This is a genomic window from Lentilactobacillus sp. (assembly GCF_040773105.1).
In the GTDB taxonomy this organism is placed as follows: Bacteria; Bacillota; Bacilli; order Lactobacillales; family Lactobacillaceae; genus Lentilactobacillus; species Lentilactobacillus parabuchneri.
On the sequence record NZ_JAXGWW010000039.1, the window covers coordinates 1 to 14,602 of the forward strand.

General features: G+C 42.8%; 14 protein-coding genes and 1 other annotated feature. Of the genes, 3 read left to right on the top strand and 11 right to left on the bottom strand.

Features of this window, described 5'->3' with window-relative positions; genetic code table 11:
- Positions 1–267 precede the first annotated feature (267 nt).
- The 9 genes from AB3112_RS03535 to AB3112_RS03575 all read right to left on the bottom strand — a co-directional run bounded on the left by AB3112_RS03535 (position 268) and on the right by AB3112_RS03575 (position 8,618).
- Complete coding sequence (locus AB3112_RS03535; RefSeq protein WP_057910409.1) at positions 268–594, bottom strand: HesB/YadR/YfhF family protein; 327 nt, start codon at positions 592–594, stop codon at positions 268–270.
- Positions 595–755: 161 nt separating this feature from the next.
- Positions 756–1,229, bottom strand: coding sequence for a transcription elongation factor GreA (gene greA, locus AB3112_RS03540; RefSeq protein ID WP_057910410.1), 474 nt, complete (start codon positions 1,227–1,229; stop codon positions 756–758).
- Between the two features lie 26 nt (positions 1,230–1,255).
- Positions 1,256–1,930, bottom strand: coding sequence for a uridine kinase (udk, locus tag AB3112_RS03545; RefSeq protein ID WP_057910411.1), 675 nt, complete (start codon positions 1,928–1,930; stop codon positions 1,256–1,258).
- A gap of 20 nt (positions 1,931–1,950) precedes the next feature.
- On the bottom strand, positions 1,951–3,075 hold the full coding sequence (gene mltG / locus AB3112_RS03550) for an endolytic transglycosylase MltG (protein ID WP_057910412.1): 1,125 nt from the start codon (positions 3,073–3,075) through the stop codon (positions 1,951–1,953).
- Positions 3,076–3,118: 43 nt separating this feature from the next.
- The gene (pheT, locus tag AB3112_RS03555) at positions 3,119–5,530 is read right to left on the bottom strand and encodes a phenylalanine--tRNA ligase subunit beta (RefSeq protein WP_367333962.1); all 2,412 of its coding nucleotides are present in this window, start codon (positions 5,528–5,530) and stop codon (positions 3,119–3,121) included.
- A 3-nt stretch (positions 5,531–5,533) separates the two neighbouring features.
- Complete coding sequence (locus AB3112_RS03560) at positions 5,534–6,583, bottom strand: phenylalanine--tRNA ligase subunit alpha (RefSeq protein ID WP_084975313.1); 1,050 nt, start codon at positions 6,581–6,583, stop codon at positions 5,534–5,536.
- A 46-nt stretch (positions 6,584–6,629) separates the two neighbouring features.
- Positions 6,630–6,850, bottom strand: a binding site (T-box leader).
- Positions 6,851–6,887: 37 nt separating this feature from the next.
- Entirely contained in the window at positions 6,888–7,238 is a 351-nt protein-coding gene (locus tag AB3112_RS03565) for a helix-turn-helix domain-containing protein (protein ID WP_057910415.1), read from the bottom strand.
- A 38-nt stretch (positions 7,239–7,276) separates the two neighbouring features.
- Positions 7,277–7,783 (bottom strand): HD domain-containing protein, encoded by a 507-nt coding sequence (locus AB3112_RS03570; RefSeq protein WP_057910416.1) that lies wholly within the window; start codon positions 7,781–7,783, stop codon positions 7,277–7,279.
- A 70-nt stretch (positions 7,784–7,853) separates the two neighbouring features.
- The gene (locus tag AB3112_RS03575; RefSeq protein WP_084975308.1) at positions 7,854–8,618 is read right to left on the bottom strand and encodes an RNA methyltransferase; all 765 of its coding nucleotides are present in this window, start codon (positions 8,616–8,618) and stop codon (positions 7,854–7,856) included.
- Positions 8,619–8,658: 40 nt separating this feature from the next.
- Between AB3112_RS03575 and AB3112_RS03580 the strand changes: the two genes are divergently transcribed.
- From AB3112_RS03580 to AB3112_RS03590, 3 genes are all read left to right on the top strand, one after another.
- Positions 8,659–8,943, top strand: coding sequence for an acylphosphatase (locus AB3112_RS03580; protein WP_057910418.1), 285 nt, complete (start codon positions 8,659–8,661; stop codon positions 8,941–8,943).
- A gap of 69 nt (positions 8,944–9,012) precedes the next feature.
- Positions 9,013–10,038, top strand: a complete 1,026-nt coding sequence (gene yidC, locus AB3112_RS03585; protein ID WP_057910419.1) for a membrane protein insertase YidC — start codon at positions 9,013–9,015, stop codon at positions 10,036–10,038.
- 129 nt (positions 10,039–10,167) lie between these two features.
- Positions 10,168–12,024 (top strand): cation:proton antiporter, encoded by a 1,857-nt coding sequence (locus AB3112_RS03590; RefSeq protein ID WP_367333963.1) that lies wholly within the window; start codon positions 10,168–10,170, stop codon positions 12,022–12,024.
- Between the two features lie 171 nt (positions 12,025–12,195).
- On the opposite strand, the gene AB3112_RS03595 is transcribed toward AB3112_RS03590, so the two are convergent.
- Positions 12,196–13,866 carry a HAMP domain-containing histidine kinase gene (locus AB3112_RS03595; RefSeq protein ID WP_084975302.1) on the bottom strand — a complete coding sequence of 557 codons (1,671 nt, stop codon included), beginning with the start codon at positions 13,864–13,866 and terminating at the stop codon, positions 12,196–12,198.
- On the bottom strand, positions 13,863–14,549 hold the full coding sequence (locus tag AB3112_RS03600; protein WP_057910422.1) for a response regulator transcription factor: 687 nt from the start codon (positions 14,547–14,549) through the stop codon (positions 13,863–13,865). Before AB3112_RS03600 ends, AB3112_RS03595 begins: the two co-directional genes overlap by 4 nt.
- Between the last annotated feature and the right edge of the window lie 53 nt (positions 14,550–14,602).

A 14,602-nucleotide genomic window follows, 5' to 3' on the forward strand; every position in this document is an offset into this window, starting at 1 on the left:
GGGAGTGTGCCAAAAGGCGGGTTTGCTTCCGTAGCATAACCTAGAATGACTTTTTGAGCTGAAAGCTCGGAAAGTTATTCGTAGTTATGCCTAGGAAGCAGCCTTTTGGCACACGTTCCAGCTATATAAAATTGAAAAAGCAAGGGGCTGTTGACAAAACGTTAGTTTTGTCAACAGCCCCATTTTTGAGTTGAACCCGTTGGTTGCAGTTGCAGAAAACGCATCTAATAAAAAAAGATGCCGACAGCCGCTGTCCACACCCTTAGATTAAATCACGCCTTGATCTAATTCATCATTTGGCGTGTAACTATAGACAACGTTGGTTGGGTCTTTCTCAGGATCAAAATCAGCTTTGAAATCAAATCCGATGAAGAACCAACGGTCCCCTTCGTCCACAAAGTAAGTAATGCCATCTTTTTCAGTTTTGGCATAGGTCTCACCCGGATGATCATCACGGGTTAACGCTAATGAAAAGCCTTCATGGACAGGTGTTTTTCCATATACCTTGCCATAGAATCGGACACCATTGCCGGCACCGAGGCCCATTTCCTCTTGAAACCATTTACTTGCAGAATCAGTAATTTCAATTTTCATTATTTTGCACACTCCTAAGGTTTATCTTTGTATTCGCTTACAAATAATTATAACATCGCTGGTAAATTTCACAAACAAAACGAATACATTGGGCGGATTTTCTTTAAATAAAAGGGCTAACCACTTGTCGGCGGCTAGCCCTTTCACATATTCAGATTCATCTATTCAACTTTAATAATTTTAACTTTCATGCTGCCGGCTGGAATTGGAATGTTGACCTCTTCGTTCAACTTATGGCCAATTAAGCCTTTAGCAATTGGTGAATCATTGGAAATCTTGCCGGACATTGGATCTGCCTCGGCGGCACCAACAATTTGGTAAGTTTCCGGATCTTCGTCAGGTAATTCTTTGAAGGTAACCTTCTTACCAACGGTGACTTCATCCTTGTCACTGGCGTTGGAATCAATGATTTGGGCATATTGAAGCATATGCTGAATGGTTGTAATTCGACTCTCCAGCATGCTTTGTTCGTCCTTGGCAGACTCATATTCTGAATTTTCAGATAAGTCACCATAACTTCTTGCAATTTTAATCCGTTCGACCACTTTTGGTCGTTGATTTACTTTAAGATCCTCTAACTCATCCTTGAGTTTGTCACGACCCTCAGCGGTCATTGGATATGTGTCTTCAGCCATTTGGAAAATTCCCCTTTATTAGTTATTTAAATTGTTGAATCAAAATTATTCTTAATTTCTTTGTTGCCGCGCTGCATTAAAATGGATCGCATCTTCGTCGTCAGCAGATCAATCGCAACCTGATTTTCCCCACCTTCGGGAACAATCAAATCAGCGTAACGTTTGGTCGGCTCAACGAACTGATGATACATTGGTTTAACAGTCTTCAAGTACTGATGAATGATGTTATCCAACGATCGGCCCCGATCCTTGGTGTCCCGTTCAATCCGTCGAATCAGTCGAATATCATCATCCGTGTCAACAAAGACCTTAATGTCCATTAAATCACGTAATCGCTCATCGTCAAGTATCAAAATTCCTTCCAGAATGATGACATCACGTGGCTCTTGGCGAATCGTCTGTTTGCTACGCGTAAATTGACTGTAATCATAAACAGGCTTTTCGATTGCTTCATAGTTAAGCAGATGCTTAATTTGATCAATCAATAAATTAAAATCAAACGCCATTGGGTGATCATAGTTGACGCTTTTCCGGTCAGCCATTGACATGTTGGTCTGATCATTATAGTAAGAATCCTGCTGGATAATGGTAATTGAAAAATTCGACAATTGATCAAATATTTTCCGGGCAACCGTGGTTTTACCACTGCCAGAGCCACCAGTAATGCCGATAACAACTGGTCGCTTTTTTTGAATTGACATCTTAAATTGAAACCTCACATTTAGTTATTGTTGTCTGCAGTATGCGCTGCAATTTGTTGCTGATGTTCAGCGTAAGTCTTTGAGTAATAAACTTTTTTGGTCTTCGTATTGGCAACGAAATACAAGTAGTCCTTGGATCGATCCAGCGGGTGGAGTACCGCACTCATCGAACTAATACTTGGACTATCAAACGGACCTGGGCCAAATCCAGTGTACTTGTACAGATTGTAAGGCGAATTACTCTGCAGATCCTTATTGGTCAACGTCTTGTTATTTCGATGAATGGCATATAAGACCGCAACGTCTGATTGGAGCGGCATATTGATGTCAATTCGGTTCAGTAAAACACCTGCCATCTTACGACGATCGGTCTGGTTAACGCCTTCACGTTCAATCAACGACGACAACGTCATGAATTGTTGGACACTCATTCCGGTCTTTTTAATCTTAGCCAAGTGTGGCGTTACCATTTGGTTGGTTTTAGCAACCATCTGATTGACCAATGTCTTCAAAGACATGTTCTTCTCAACCTCATAAGTTGCAGGATACAAATAACCTTCAAGTCGGTAACGAACATTTTTGGCTTTCATCGCAGAATCCAGTAATTTTGGATAGCGGGTAGCAAGCTGCTTGATAAAAGTATCATCTTTCATCAATTTGATAAAGTCCTGCTTGCTGAAGTCAGTCGTCATTGCGACTTGGGCTGCGATCTGATCGATATTAGCGCCTTCACGGACTAAGACTTTTCCCTTGGTGCTTTGAATGGGTTGGTCGGATCCGCCCTGCTGCAGCCGCTGAGCAATCCGCTTTAAGCTCATAGACGGCTTCAGTTGGTAATAACCAGCTCGAAAGTTGGCCATGTTGTTTGATTTAACATAGTAGTCAAACACCATGCCGCTTTTGACAATTTTTTTATTTTGTAAAATTGAGCCAATTTGCTTATTGGATGCCCCAAGTGGAATGTGAACCTGAGTCACTTTGGTATCCTGTGGGTCCAACGGATTTAACGCATCCTGAAAGTACCGGTAACCCATCAATCCGATTGTCGCAGCTAAAATAACCAGTAAGGTAATAACGGAAATAATAATTCTTCGCCCGAGACTTTTATTGGGCTTGGGGTTTCGTCGACTTGAGTTATCACTCATGAGAAGCTCCTCCTATCTTTTCAGTTTAATTATAGTTTCCTTATTACCGAATTTCTGCATTTAAATCAGCTGTTAATCGTTTTTTAATCTTTTCAAACGCTGTATTGACGACTTCGTCCTTCAGTGTTTCGCGAGGATCAACGTAAGTTAACGAGTAAGCCATTGACTTCTTGCCGTCGGGAACATTTTCACCTTCGTAAACGTCAAACAAGCGAACGTTGTTCAAGTAGGCACCCCCACGCTTGTTCATGACCGCCAAAATCTGATCATTCGTGACGCTTTGGTCAACAACCAGTGAAATGTCTCGTTTAATTGACGGATATTTCGAAATTGGCTGGTACTGGTCTTCACTCTTAGGAAGATCAATCAATTCCTGCATGTCCAATTCAAATCCGTAAGTTTCTTTAATTTTGAATTGTTTTGCGGTTCTTGGGTGAATTTGGCCGACAAAGCCGACGTTGTGTCCGTGAATCAAAATGTTGGCAGTTCTGCCCGGGTGCATTTCCGGATACTCATCGGTTGCAACGTATTCAATGTCACCCTTGATGCCCATGTTAATCAAAAATTGTTGAACGATTCCTTTTAGCATGAAGAAATCGATTGGTTTGACGTGATTGTTCCAAAGTGGGTTAGTCATATTGCCTGTTACAACCCCGGCAATATGCTCCACTTCTTTAGGCCGAACTTGCTCAACTGTGTCCTTGTAAAATACCCGTCCGGATTCATAGAGTGAAACGTCATCGACTTTGTGAGCGTGGTTATAAGCGACATCGTCCAATAAACCGGATAATAAATTCATTCTCAAAACTGAATGATCCTGAGTCATTGGCCAGAGCAGCTTAGTTTCTTCACTTTTTTGCATCAAGAACATTTTTGCTTTTTTGGCTGTTGTTAATGAATAAGAAATTGCCTGGGTTAATCCAAGGCCTTCCAGAATCAACCGGGAAGCCCGTTGCAGCTTTTGAATTGGGGTTAAGACCCCAATGGTTTGCCGCCCAGTTGGCAATGTTGCCGGCAAATTATCGTAGCCGTAGATTCGGGCAACTTCTTCGTAAAGGTCGGCATCCCTAAAGATATCCCAACGACGCGCTGGAATAGTCACATTAATCCCATCTTCATGGGGTTCGCTGGTAAAGCCAAGGCGGTCAAAAATTGCTTTGATTTCATCAAGCTTCAAAGAAGTTCCAAGAACATGATTGGTTCGTTCAGCGGTGATGTAAATGGTTGGTAGTTCAGGGTGGTATTCCGATGCAGTCACCGTCCCTTTGGCGATCTTTCCACCAGCAAGGGTCTTAATCATGCTTACAGCCTCGTCTAAGGCATCTTGAACACCATCTGGATTAATTCCCCGTTCAAACCGTTGGGACGCTTCTGTGTGGATAATCTGCCGTTGTGCCGTCTTTCGAATTTTGATTGAATCAAAAATGGCAGATTCCAGAACAACATTAGTGGTATGATCATCGATTTGGGTATTAAAACCACCCATGACACCGGCCAACGCAATTGGTTTGTCGTTGTCGGCAATCACAATGTCGTCCGTTGAAAGCTCATGTTCATTTTCATCAAGTGTCGTCAACTTTTCGCCTTTATGAGCCGTTCTGACGGTGATGCCACCATTGATCTTATCCTTATCAAAAGAATGCAATGGTTGGCCATACTTCAATAAAATGTAATTGGTCACATCAACCACATTATTGATTGGCCGAATGCCGGCATTCCAAAGAATAATCTGTAGCCACGATGGACTTGGGGCAATTTTGACGTCTTCCACAACTCGAAGCTTATACGTCTTGGCTAATGTGTCATCAGCAGTCGCCGAGATCTCTTGGTTCGCATCCAACGAATCATCTTCGTCGACAACCGGTTTCTTAATTTCTGGCTGTTGATCGTAAACTGCGGCTAAATCATGGACCGTTCCCAAAATACTCAGCATATCGCCACGATTAGGGGTGACGTCCAAATCAATAATCGGATCGTCCATACCAAGATATTTGTAAATCGGCTCACCAACCGGCACATCGTCATCGAAAACGTAGATGCCGTCTGCCCATTCCTTTGGCACAACGTCTTTACTGAAGCCAATTTCGTCAAGGGCACAAATCATGCCCTCGGACTCAACCCCACGCATTTTGGATCGCTTAATCTTGACGTTGCCGCCAATTCGAGAATTTGGCAGGGCAACAATGACCTTTTGTCCTTCGTCAACGTTCGGCGCCCCGCAGACAATTTGCAAAGGTTCATCTTCACCAACATCGACTTGACAAATATGCAGATGATCGGACTCAGGATGGGCCTTCATTGACAAAATATGTCCGACAACCAATTTTTTCAAGCCGTCTTGGGCAACGGTCACCGAATCAACTTCTACGGCGGTCCGTTCGATCTTTTCAGCTAAATCCTTGGCGGGCATTTTAAGATCTAAATACTGTTGAAGCCATTTGTATGATACTTTCATTGATTAATTACCCCTCTTACTGAATTGATTTAAGAAGCGGACGTCGTCAAGATAGAAGTCACGGATATCATCAACGCCGTATTTGAGCATTGCAAACCGGTCTGGGCCAACACCAAAGGCAAAACCGCCGTAACGCTTTGAATCCACACCAGCCATATCGAGGACATTTGGATGAACCATTCCGGCACCCAACACTTCAATCCAGCCGGTATGCTTGCAGACGTCGCAACCCTTTCCCATACAGTTAAAGCAGGTAACATCTACTTCAACGGAAGGCTCGGTGAACGGAAAATAACTTGGCCGCAAACGAATATCAAACTTATCCCCAAAAATATTTTGGGCCATGGTAATCAACGTTCCTTTTAAGTCAGCCATCGTGACGTGTTCATCAATGACTAACCCTTCAACTTGGTGGAATTGATGTGAATGCGTCGGATCATCGGTATCCCGCCGGTAAACAATTCCGGGGGAGATCATCTTTAATGGGCCCTTTGAAAAGTCATGTTTTTCAAGTGCCCGGGCCTGCATGGGCGAGGTCTGCGTTCTCATCAAGATGTCCTTGCTCAAATAAAAGGTATCCTGCATGTCACGCGCCGGATGATCCTTTGGCAGGTTCATCATTTCAAAATTATATTTATCTTCTTCGACTTCCGGACCAGATAAAACTTCGTAACCCATTCCCAAAAACAGGTCAACAATTTGATCAATGATCTGTTGGATCACATGGGGTTGTCCTTGAACAACCGGTTTACCCGGCATGGTCACGTCAATTTTTTCAGCTGCCAACTGTTCATTCAACGCTTGATCTTCTAAGGTTTGGCGGTGATCGCTCACAGCCTGGGTGATTGCGTCTCGAATCTTATTGGCATAGCTTCCAACTTCTGGCCGTTCTTCAGGGGTCAGGTCCTTAATCCCGCGTAAGGCTGCGGTAATCGGCCCCTTTTTACCTAACAAATGGACCCGGATTTCATTTAAAGCTGTTAAATCTTCAGTCTGCTCAATATCCGCAAGCCCTTTTTCCTTAATCTCTGTCAGTTGATCTCGTAACGACATAGTATCCCTCCAGTTTGATTTTTAACCACAAAAAAAGCTTCGCCCAATAAGGGACGAAGCGACGCGGTACCACCCTAATTTGTCATCTGAAAACAGATCACACACTTAAGACATCGTTAACGGTGATTACCCGGAAATTTTTTGTCGATTGAACGCCCAATTTCTGCTCGAAAAATGAATTCGTGAAAATTCTCTACTTCGTTCTCACCAACCACGAAGTCTCTGAATAGAAAATTAACCTACTACTTTTTTCTCAAACGCATTACATTAATGAATAATAAGCTAAAATAAAAAAATGGTCAAGCTACTTTTTAACGCTTGGATACCATTTTTCGGACCATGTATGAATTTCGTGCATGATCGGTGCTAATTCCTTACCTTGCTCAGTTAAAGAATACTCAATCAATGACGAGTCATCGTGTTCTTTTCGAACAACAACGCCATCGTCTTCAAGTTCTCTCAATCGTTCCACTAATACCCGGTCACTACACTTAGGAATTTGACGGGCAATTTCGCGAAAACGCAGAACCCCTTCTTGAAGGAGAACGTCGATAATTAAACCATTCCATTTCTTCCCAAGGAATGAAAATGTCTTCTCAAATTTTGGACACAAATAATAGTCAATTGTGTCTTGCAGGCCGATTAATTGGCGCATATAAATCCCCCCTCACAGTTGGAATATCTAAATTTCGGTTATTTACTTACTGAAATTCGCTTTACCTGGTGCTTCAAATTTTCGTACTTTGCCTTCATTGGACTCATGAATTCGTGGACAGCTTCGTAATCATCGACCAAAGATACAATCACACTTTCCTCATATTTGGGTCTTGCGAGTGTTAACCCCCACATATGCTTGAGAATAATATCTTTTTCCATAGGCGACAATTTTGTAATTCGTTCGGCGTTTCTTAAAGCAACTCGTGGGTGGATAAATGCATGGGATCCCAAATCAAACTTGGTTGTTCGCCAATCGTAGAAAAACAAGTCATGCAGCAATCCAGCACGCGCAACGGCACGATAATCTAAGCCCCTTCTCTTGGCAATTTTGTAACTGTCAAAAGAAACAGCAATTGAATGTTCAAGTCGAGTTGAGTGGTGGTGTTGAGTATAGTTGGCCAATTTCTTCACCATGTCAGTGGCTAACAGATCAGAAACTATTTCACGATACTCAGAATCGTTTTTCCATTCATCCTTTTGCATGTAATACCCCTTTGTCTTTATTTATCAACATAATACTAGGTATTGACCGAAATATCAACGAAAACGAACGTTATTTAACAAACTTGAAAAGTAATATCCCGGTTGCTACAGCCACATTTAAGGATTCCGCTTCACCTTTCATTGGGATATAGAGGTTCTGATCGGTCTTTTCAAGAATCTCGGGATCAACCCCGTTGCCTTCATTTCCCATTACCAAGGCAAATTGTAACGTTGGTTTCACCGTATCATACGAGATTGCCTGATCATTTAACTCGGTACCATAAGTCTTGATCCCGGCATTTTGAAAAGCTGCCATCCAATCAAGAATATCTCCGGTGAACAGCTTCATATGAAATTGGCTGCCTTGCATTGAACGGACAACTTTGGGATTATAGATATCAGCAGACCCCTTACCAAATACAATTCCGTCAAGGCCGGCCGCGTCGGCTGTCCGGACCATGGTGCCGATGTTGCCGGGATCTTGAATATTATCCAGCAATAACCAAGCCCCTTGAAGTTCATCGGGAATCTTTTCGTGGTAGTCTTGAGTATCGAGAACTGCAAACACGCCCTGAGGAGTTTCAGTAGAAGAAATATGTTTGGCAATTTCTGGGGTGATGATAAACACTTGCGTCGTATCATCCACCGGCAAGGCGCCTAAATAGCTTTCGTCAACGACCATTAATTCTTTAATCGTTTGTCGGTGACGGATTGCCTCGTCAACGATGTGCCAACCCTCAATAACGTACTGACCGGATTTGACCCGGCCCTTCTTGGTCTGCATTTTTTTCCAATCTTTTACCCGTGAATTTTGATTTGACGTAATTTTTTCCATATAATCTCTCTCCCAATTTATATAATAGGTGGTGCTTTTAATGAGTGAAAATAATCAAACCGTCCGGCTGAATGCGCGCGGACTGGTTCAAGGCGTCGGTTTTCGGTGGTCAACCATTAAGATTGCCAAGTCCCTCGACATTTCAGGCTGGGTCAAAAATGAGCCTGATGGCAGCGTCTCAATTGTTGCAAGCGGCAGCCCGGACAATTTAACCGCATTTATTGCCGCCATTCAAAAATCACCGAATTCATTTGCCAAAGTTGAACATCTTCAAATCAATTATATATCGAAAAGGGTTAATAAAGGGTTTAATGTGAAATATTAAATTGAAAACCCCGCCATAATCTAGTAAGATTGTTTTTGTTTACGTACTAACTTAAGAAAGGTCCTACTAATGAAAAAAATTAAACATATCACCACACTGGGGCTCTTATCCAGTATGGCCCTACTTTTAAGTGGGTGTGTGAGAACCACCAAATCAGGCAAGCCTTATGGTGCAGTCTATGACTACCTCGCCCGTCCTGCCCAGGCAATTATGGAATGGATTGCGCAGTTTGTTGGCAGTTATGGCTGGGCAATTATTGTTTTAACCGTACTTGTCCGAATGATTCTGTTACCGATCATGGTCCGCCAAATGAAGGCCTCAACCATTCAGCAGGAAAAAATGCAATTGATTCGCCCACAGATGGCGGAGTTGCAAAAACGGCAAAAGGCTGCCAAGACACCTGAGGAACAAGCAGCCACCAGCCAAGCGATGATGGCTTTATACAAGCAAAATGGGATTTCAATGACCGGCGGAATTGGCTGTTTGCCCCTGCTGATTCAAATGCCCATCTTCACCGCTTTGTATGCTGCGATTCGATACTCACCAGAACTTTCCCACACCGTCTTTATGGGGATTCGCCTTGGACAAACAAGTTGGGTATTAGCCGTCTTGTCCTTTCTCTCCTACCTGCTTCAAGGCTACCTCACCATGCTTGGAACACCGCAGGCCCAGAAAAAGCAAATGGGCGCAATGATGTTAATGAGCCCAATTATGATTTTGATATTCACTTTGTCCGCACCAGCTGGTCTGGGAATCTACTTCTTCATCGGTGGTTTGTTCGCATGTATCCAGACGTTGATTATCAATATGTACCGTCCGCGAATTCGTAAGAATATTGAAAAGGAGAATGCGGGTAAAAAGCCGGTGACTGTCGAAGATTTGATGCCAAGTCAACCAGCTGCTCCTGCAAACTCGACCAATTCAACTGCCGTATCTCATAACCGCAACCGGCAACGAAACACCGGCAAACAGCAGGTTAAGCACAACAAGCCTAAGGAAAAGCCGACACCATCTTCTTCGAACGCTTCTTCCGTTCAAAAGCCAAAACAATCTCGGCCCAGAAATGCCGGTAAGCAGCAACGTCATCACGACTAAATACTCAAAAAATCACATCTTCCGGGATGTGATTTTTTTGTCCCTTTTTAAAAAAATCTGACCCACAATCAACCGATCAATGATAGGATGTTACTGTATATTTTTTCAGGAAAAGAGCTGTTCACTTCTATGAATCAACTATCTTTACTCATTATTTTACTGGCCGCTTTAGTCATTCCGCTGGCAATGGCGAGGTTTAAAATCACCTTTCTGCCAACCGCGGTGGTCGAAATTATCGTCGGTGTGTTTCTTGGACCATCCGTCTTTAATTGGATTACATCGTCAAGTACACTGGATATTCTCCAAAATGTCGGCGTGATCTTCCTCTTATTTTTAAGCGGAATGGAAATTGACTTTAGCTTATTCAAACGAAAAAATCGTGAACTAACGCCTTTGGAGGAAAAGGGCAAGCAACATCAGGCCAAATACTCGGTCTTGACAGTGGCCATTATCGGCTACGCTTCGATTGTTGTCATGTCGATCTTAATGGCTTATATTTTGAACCTGACGGGGTTATTTTCTGACATCTGGTTATCTGCAATCCTGTTTATGACCATTTCACTTGGAATTGTGATTGCCGGCTTAAAAGAAAAAGAGCTGCTCAGTAAGCCGTTTGGCCAAACGATCCTGTTAATAGCAGCTTTGGGAGAAGTCGTCCCAATGGTTGGCTTAACCTTCTATGCGTCAGCATACAGCCCGCATTCCAAATCCCTGTGGCTGATTTTATTGATTTTAGTTGCCGCTGCGCTTTTATTCTGGCGCTTTAAAGCATTTTTCCGCTTTTTTGACCAGATTAACAAGTCCACCACCCAAGTGGATATTCGGCTCTCCTTTTTCATGATTGTGACGTTGGTAACGGTTGCTGAATCAGTCGGTGCGGAAGGCATTCTTGGGGCGTTTTTAGCCGGAATTGTCATCAAGCTGCTGGAACCTCACGAAGAGACCAAGGTCCGCCTTGATTCAATTGGTTATGGCTTTTTTATTCCGATCTTCTTCATTATGAGTGGGGTTAATTTGAATCTGAGAGAACTTGTCTCAAATCCGCACACCCTGCTTCTAATCCCCGTGATCTTCGTTGGCTATTTAATTGCCAAAGCACTTGTCTTTGCAGCCCTGAAAATGCGTTTCAAAACAGCTAATGCAATCGCTGGAACAGCCATGAGTGCCACAACGATTACAGTTGTTTTGGCGGTTTTGCAGGTCGCCAGCCACCTTCACAAAATCACTGATCAACAATCAGGCGCCTTTTTACTATCAGCGGTCATCACCTGTGTCGTCGGTCCGTTGGTATTTAATAAATTATATTCGGCTGAAGCAGAAGATCTCAAAAAGACGACCGTCCACTTCATCGGAACGAATTTAACGACCGTCCCCGTTGCCCAACAGCTTGCCAAAGGTTGGTACGACGTGACGATGTATACAAACAATCAACACAACTACCGGGCGTTTAACAGTGAGATTTCCATCACACTATTAGACAGTTTGGACGCCGAGTTTATGATCGACCACGGTGTATTTGACGCAGATATTGTTGTCTTTGGTCAAATTAATTCCGAAAAAAATTATCAATTGGCAAAAACTGCAAAAAAGTATGGGGTTCGTCGGGTGATTGTTCGTTTCGAAGACCGAAACATTTTAGATGAGCGCCGTGATGAACTCGATCAGCTGGGCGTCGAGTTATACAATACACCGGACGTTAATATCAGCATGCTACGATCCTTGATTGAGGCCCCATCGACGATGCGTCTGATGACCTCCACTGAATCCAGCGTTTATGAAGTTGCTTTGAGAAACAGCCGATACGCAGACATCCAAGTTCGAAATATCCCGTTTATCGACAAGATTACAATTACCCAAATCTACCGGGATAAGCGCTTTATCCGACCATCCGGTGGCACGCCGTTAAAGCTCAATGATCGGATCATCTTTACCAGCAGTAAATCCGAAGCCCCCGAAGTTCGCCGTGAACTTGGGAAGCTCAATTAAAGAAAGTCAAAGACAAAAAGTGCTTTGATTCCAGAATTTAAGCGCCCCAATCTCTCATTTCAAAATAAAAAATAATTGATTGGGACGCTTAGATAATTGGTGTCAGCCGATTGTCACCTGTTTCAGCCAGATCACATAGAATTCACAAAAAAACGAGGTCGAGTCAAAAGCTTACACTTTTGGCCCAGCCTCGTTTTTGTGATCGGACTGAGAATCGTCCGCAGAATCTTTAAGATCGGCATCTTTTTCATGAGATTTATCAGCTTGAGTGGAAGTATCCAAAATACCTTCGGGCAACCCATGATCACTCGATTGGTCTCCAGAATCAGGTTGATCTTCATCTTCTGCTTCTTCGTCTGGCATATCCTGCATAATTGGCAGGTTAATTTGAAAGATTGAGCCATAACCCAAAGAACTTTCAATTGAAATGTTACCATGGTAGGCTTCAACCAATCGATGGGCGATTGACAGTCCTAGTCCATTTCCACCCTTATCTCGGCTGCGGGCCTTGTCAACCCGGTAAAAACGGTTAAAGACTTTTTGCTTGTCTTCTTCTGAAATACCTTCACCGAAGTCTTGAATGGCAATATTAACCATCGACATGGTTGTCGAAAGAGACATGTGGACTTCTTTTCGGTTGGTCGAATACTTGATTGCGTTATCCAGTAAAATGACCAAAACCTGTTCCAAATGGTTGCGATAGATTTTAACGTAGACGTTCTTATCTGTATCGTCATCAAAAGTAAACGTGAAATCGGGATGAATCATCGTAAAGTCATTATAAACCTGCTCGAACACTTGATTGACATTGGTGATTTCTTCACCGTAATTAATTTCAATCTGCTCGGCACGAGACAAATCCAGCATTTCAGAAACCAAACTTTTCATCCGATTGGTCTCTTGAAGAGATGCTTTCAATGATTCTTCGAGAACTTCAGGATCATCTTTCCCCCAGCGAAGCAACATTTCCATATGGCCTTGAATAACGGCAACAGGTGTCCGAAGTTCGTGGGAAACGTCCTCAACGAATTGTTCCTGTTGATCGATATAACGCTGAGTTTGGTCCAACATCCCGTTTAACAATTCGGCCAAGTCCGTTAACTCATCATTTGACCGAAAGGCAGGAATCCGCGCGTCTGAATCGGGATCACTTTTAACCTCATTAATCGTCTTTTGAATCTGATTAATCGGTCGTAGCAATTCTTGGGCCAAAATGTAAGCAAAAATCATCGTTAATAAGACAGAAATCAAAACCAGAATTGCGAGAATTGCCAGCAATTTCCGCGTCGTGCTTCGATAACTATCTAGTTTGTCAGTAACTTGAGCGTACCCGATCAGTGAGCCGTTTTTCTTGGATAACAATGGCTCGCTGCCCACTAACACTTGTCGGCCGTTTTGCTTTCGAGTAATAATTTTTCGCTTACTGGTATTATAAAATTTAACATCACCCTGGCGAGACTCAAACAACTCTTTACCGTTGACACTATAGACGTTAACCAAAATATTATCGCGAGAAAAGTTGACGATTAACGAATTTGAATAAAGATCGTTGCCATTGGCTTGCGTTATCCGATCCGAATCATTCGAGATTCTTGGCTTCAAATAATACGCAACGTCTTTCTTGGTCAATGGCGATGAATAGTTGGTTAGGCGTGACGAAACAGTCGACAACGTATTATCGACGTGCGAGCGCTCCTGTTGAAGTAATACATTGGTAAAGCGATTAAAAATCAGCAGGGAAAATATAACAACAATCGCCAAAACACCAATCGACGTAAAAAACGCCCATTTCCATTTCAGCGATGTCTTTCTTCTTTTCGGTTTTGAGTTGGGTTGGGTCATGAACGCATCACGTACCCGGTACCTCTAACTGTTTGAATATAACTATTTTCACCTGGACGATCGATCTTATTTCGTAAGTATCGAATATAAACATCGACAACGTTGGTTTCAACTTCAGAATCGTAGCCCCAAACTTTGGTTAAAAGTACGTCTCGAGCCAAAACAACGTCAACATTTTCCATCAAGGTTAATAACAGTTCGTATTCACGCTTTGTGAGGTTAATCACTTCATCGCCACGGCGAACGATGCGACTTTCCTTTTCGATCGTGAGGTCTTTAAAAGTGACTGATTTTTTGTTGGTCTTTTGCTGATCATTTTCAATTTGGATTCGACGAAGAAGTGCCCGAATTCGAGCCAAAAGCTCTTCAATTGCAAATGGTTTAACGATGTAGTCGTCGGCGCCGTGATCAAATCCGGAAACCCGATCAATCACAGAATCACGCGCGGTCATCATGATGATTGGTGTGTTTTTCTTTTCACGTAATCGACGGGCAACTTCCATTCCGTTTAATTCAGGAAGCATTAAATCAAGTAAAATGACATCAAAATTCTCATCCAATGCGGCCTGCAAACCTGTTCGACCGTTGAGTTCAACTTGTGTTTCATAACCCTCATGTTTTAATTCCAGTTCGACGAACCGGGCTAAATTCTTCTCGTCTTCAATAATCAAAATTCGACTCATAAATAATCAGCTCTCCTATAAAGTATCTTAATTTGTTTATTAATTACATAGAA

Coding starts and splice junctions, on each gene's coding strand:
- AB3112_RS03535 (WP_057910409.1), bottom strand. CDS start 594: ATGAAAATTGAAATTACTGATTCTGCAAGTAAATGGTTTCAAGAGGAA.
- greA (WP_057910410.1), bottom strand. CDS start 1,229: ATGGCTGAAGACACATATCCAATGACCGCTGAGGGTCGTGACAAACTC.
- udk (WP_057910411.1), bottom strand. CDS start 1,930: ATGTCAATTCAAAAAAAGCGACCAGTTGTTATCGGCATTACTGGTGGC.
- mltG (WP_057910412.1), bottom strand. CDS start 3,075: ATGAGTGATAACTCAAGTCGACGAAACCCCAAGCCCAATAAAAGTCTC.
- pheT (WP_367333962.1), bottom strand. CDS start 5,530: ATGAAAGTATCATACAAATGGCTTCAACAGTATTTAGATCTTAAAATG.
- AB3112_RS03560 (WP_084975313.1), bottom strand. CDS start 6,583: ATGTCGTTACGAGATCAACTGACAGAGATTAAGGAAAAAGGGCTTGCG.
- AB3112_RS03565 (WP_057910415.1), bottom strand. CDS start 7,238: ATGCGCCAATTAATCGGCCTGCAAGACACAATTGACTATTATTTGTGT.
- AB3112_RS03570 (WP_057910416.1), bottom strand. CDS start 7,783: ATGCAAAAGGATGAATGGAAAAACGATTCTGAGTATCGTGAAATAGTT.
- AB3112_RS03575 (WP_084975308.1), bottom strand. CDS start 8,618: ATGGAAAAAATTACGTCAAATCAAAATTCACGGGTAAAAGATTGGAAA.
- AB3112_RS03580 (WP_057910418.1), top strand. CDS start 8,659: ATGAGTGAAAATAATCAAACCGTCCGGCTGAATGCGCGCGGACTGGTT.
- yidC (WP_057910419.1), top strand. CDS start 9,013: ATGAAAAAAATTAAACATATCACCACACTGGGGCTCTTATCCAGTATG.
- AB3112_RS03590 (WP_367333963.1), top strand. CDS start 10,168: ATGAATCAACTATCTTTACTCATTATTTTACTGGCCGCTTTAGTCATT.
- AB3112_RS03595 (WP_084975302.1), bottom strand. CDS start 13,866: ATGACCCAACCCAACTCAAAACCGAAAAGAAGAAAGACATCGCTGAAA.
- AB3112_RS03600 (WP_057910422.1), bottom strand. CDS start 14,549: ATGAGTCGAATTTTGATTATTGAAGACGAGAAGAATTTAGCCCGGTTC.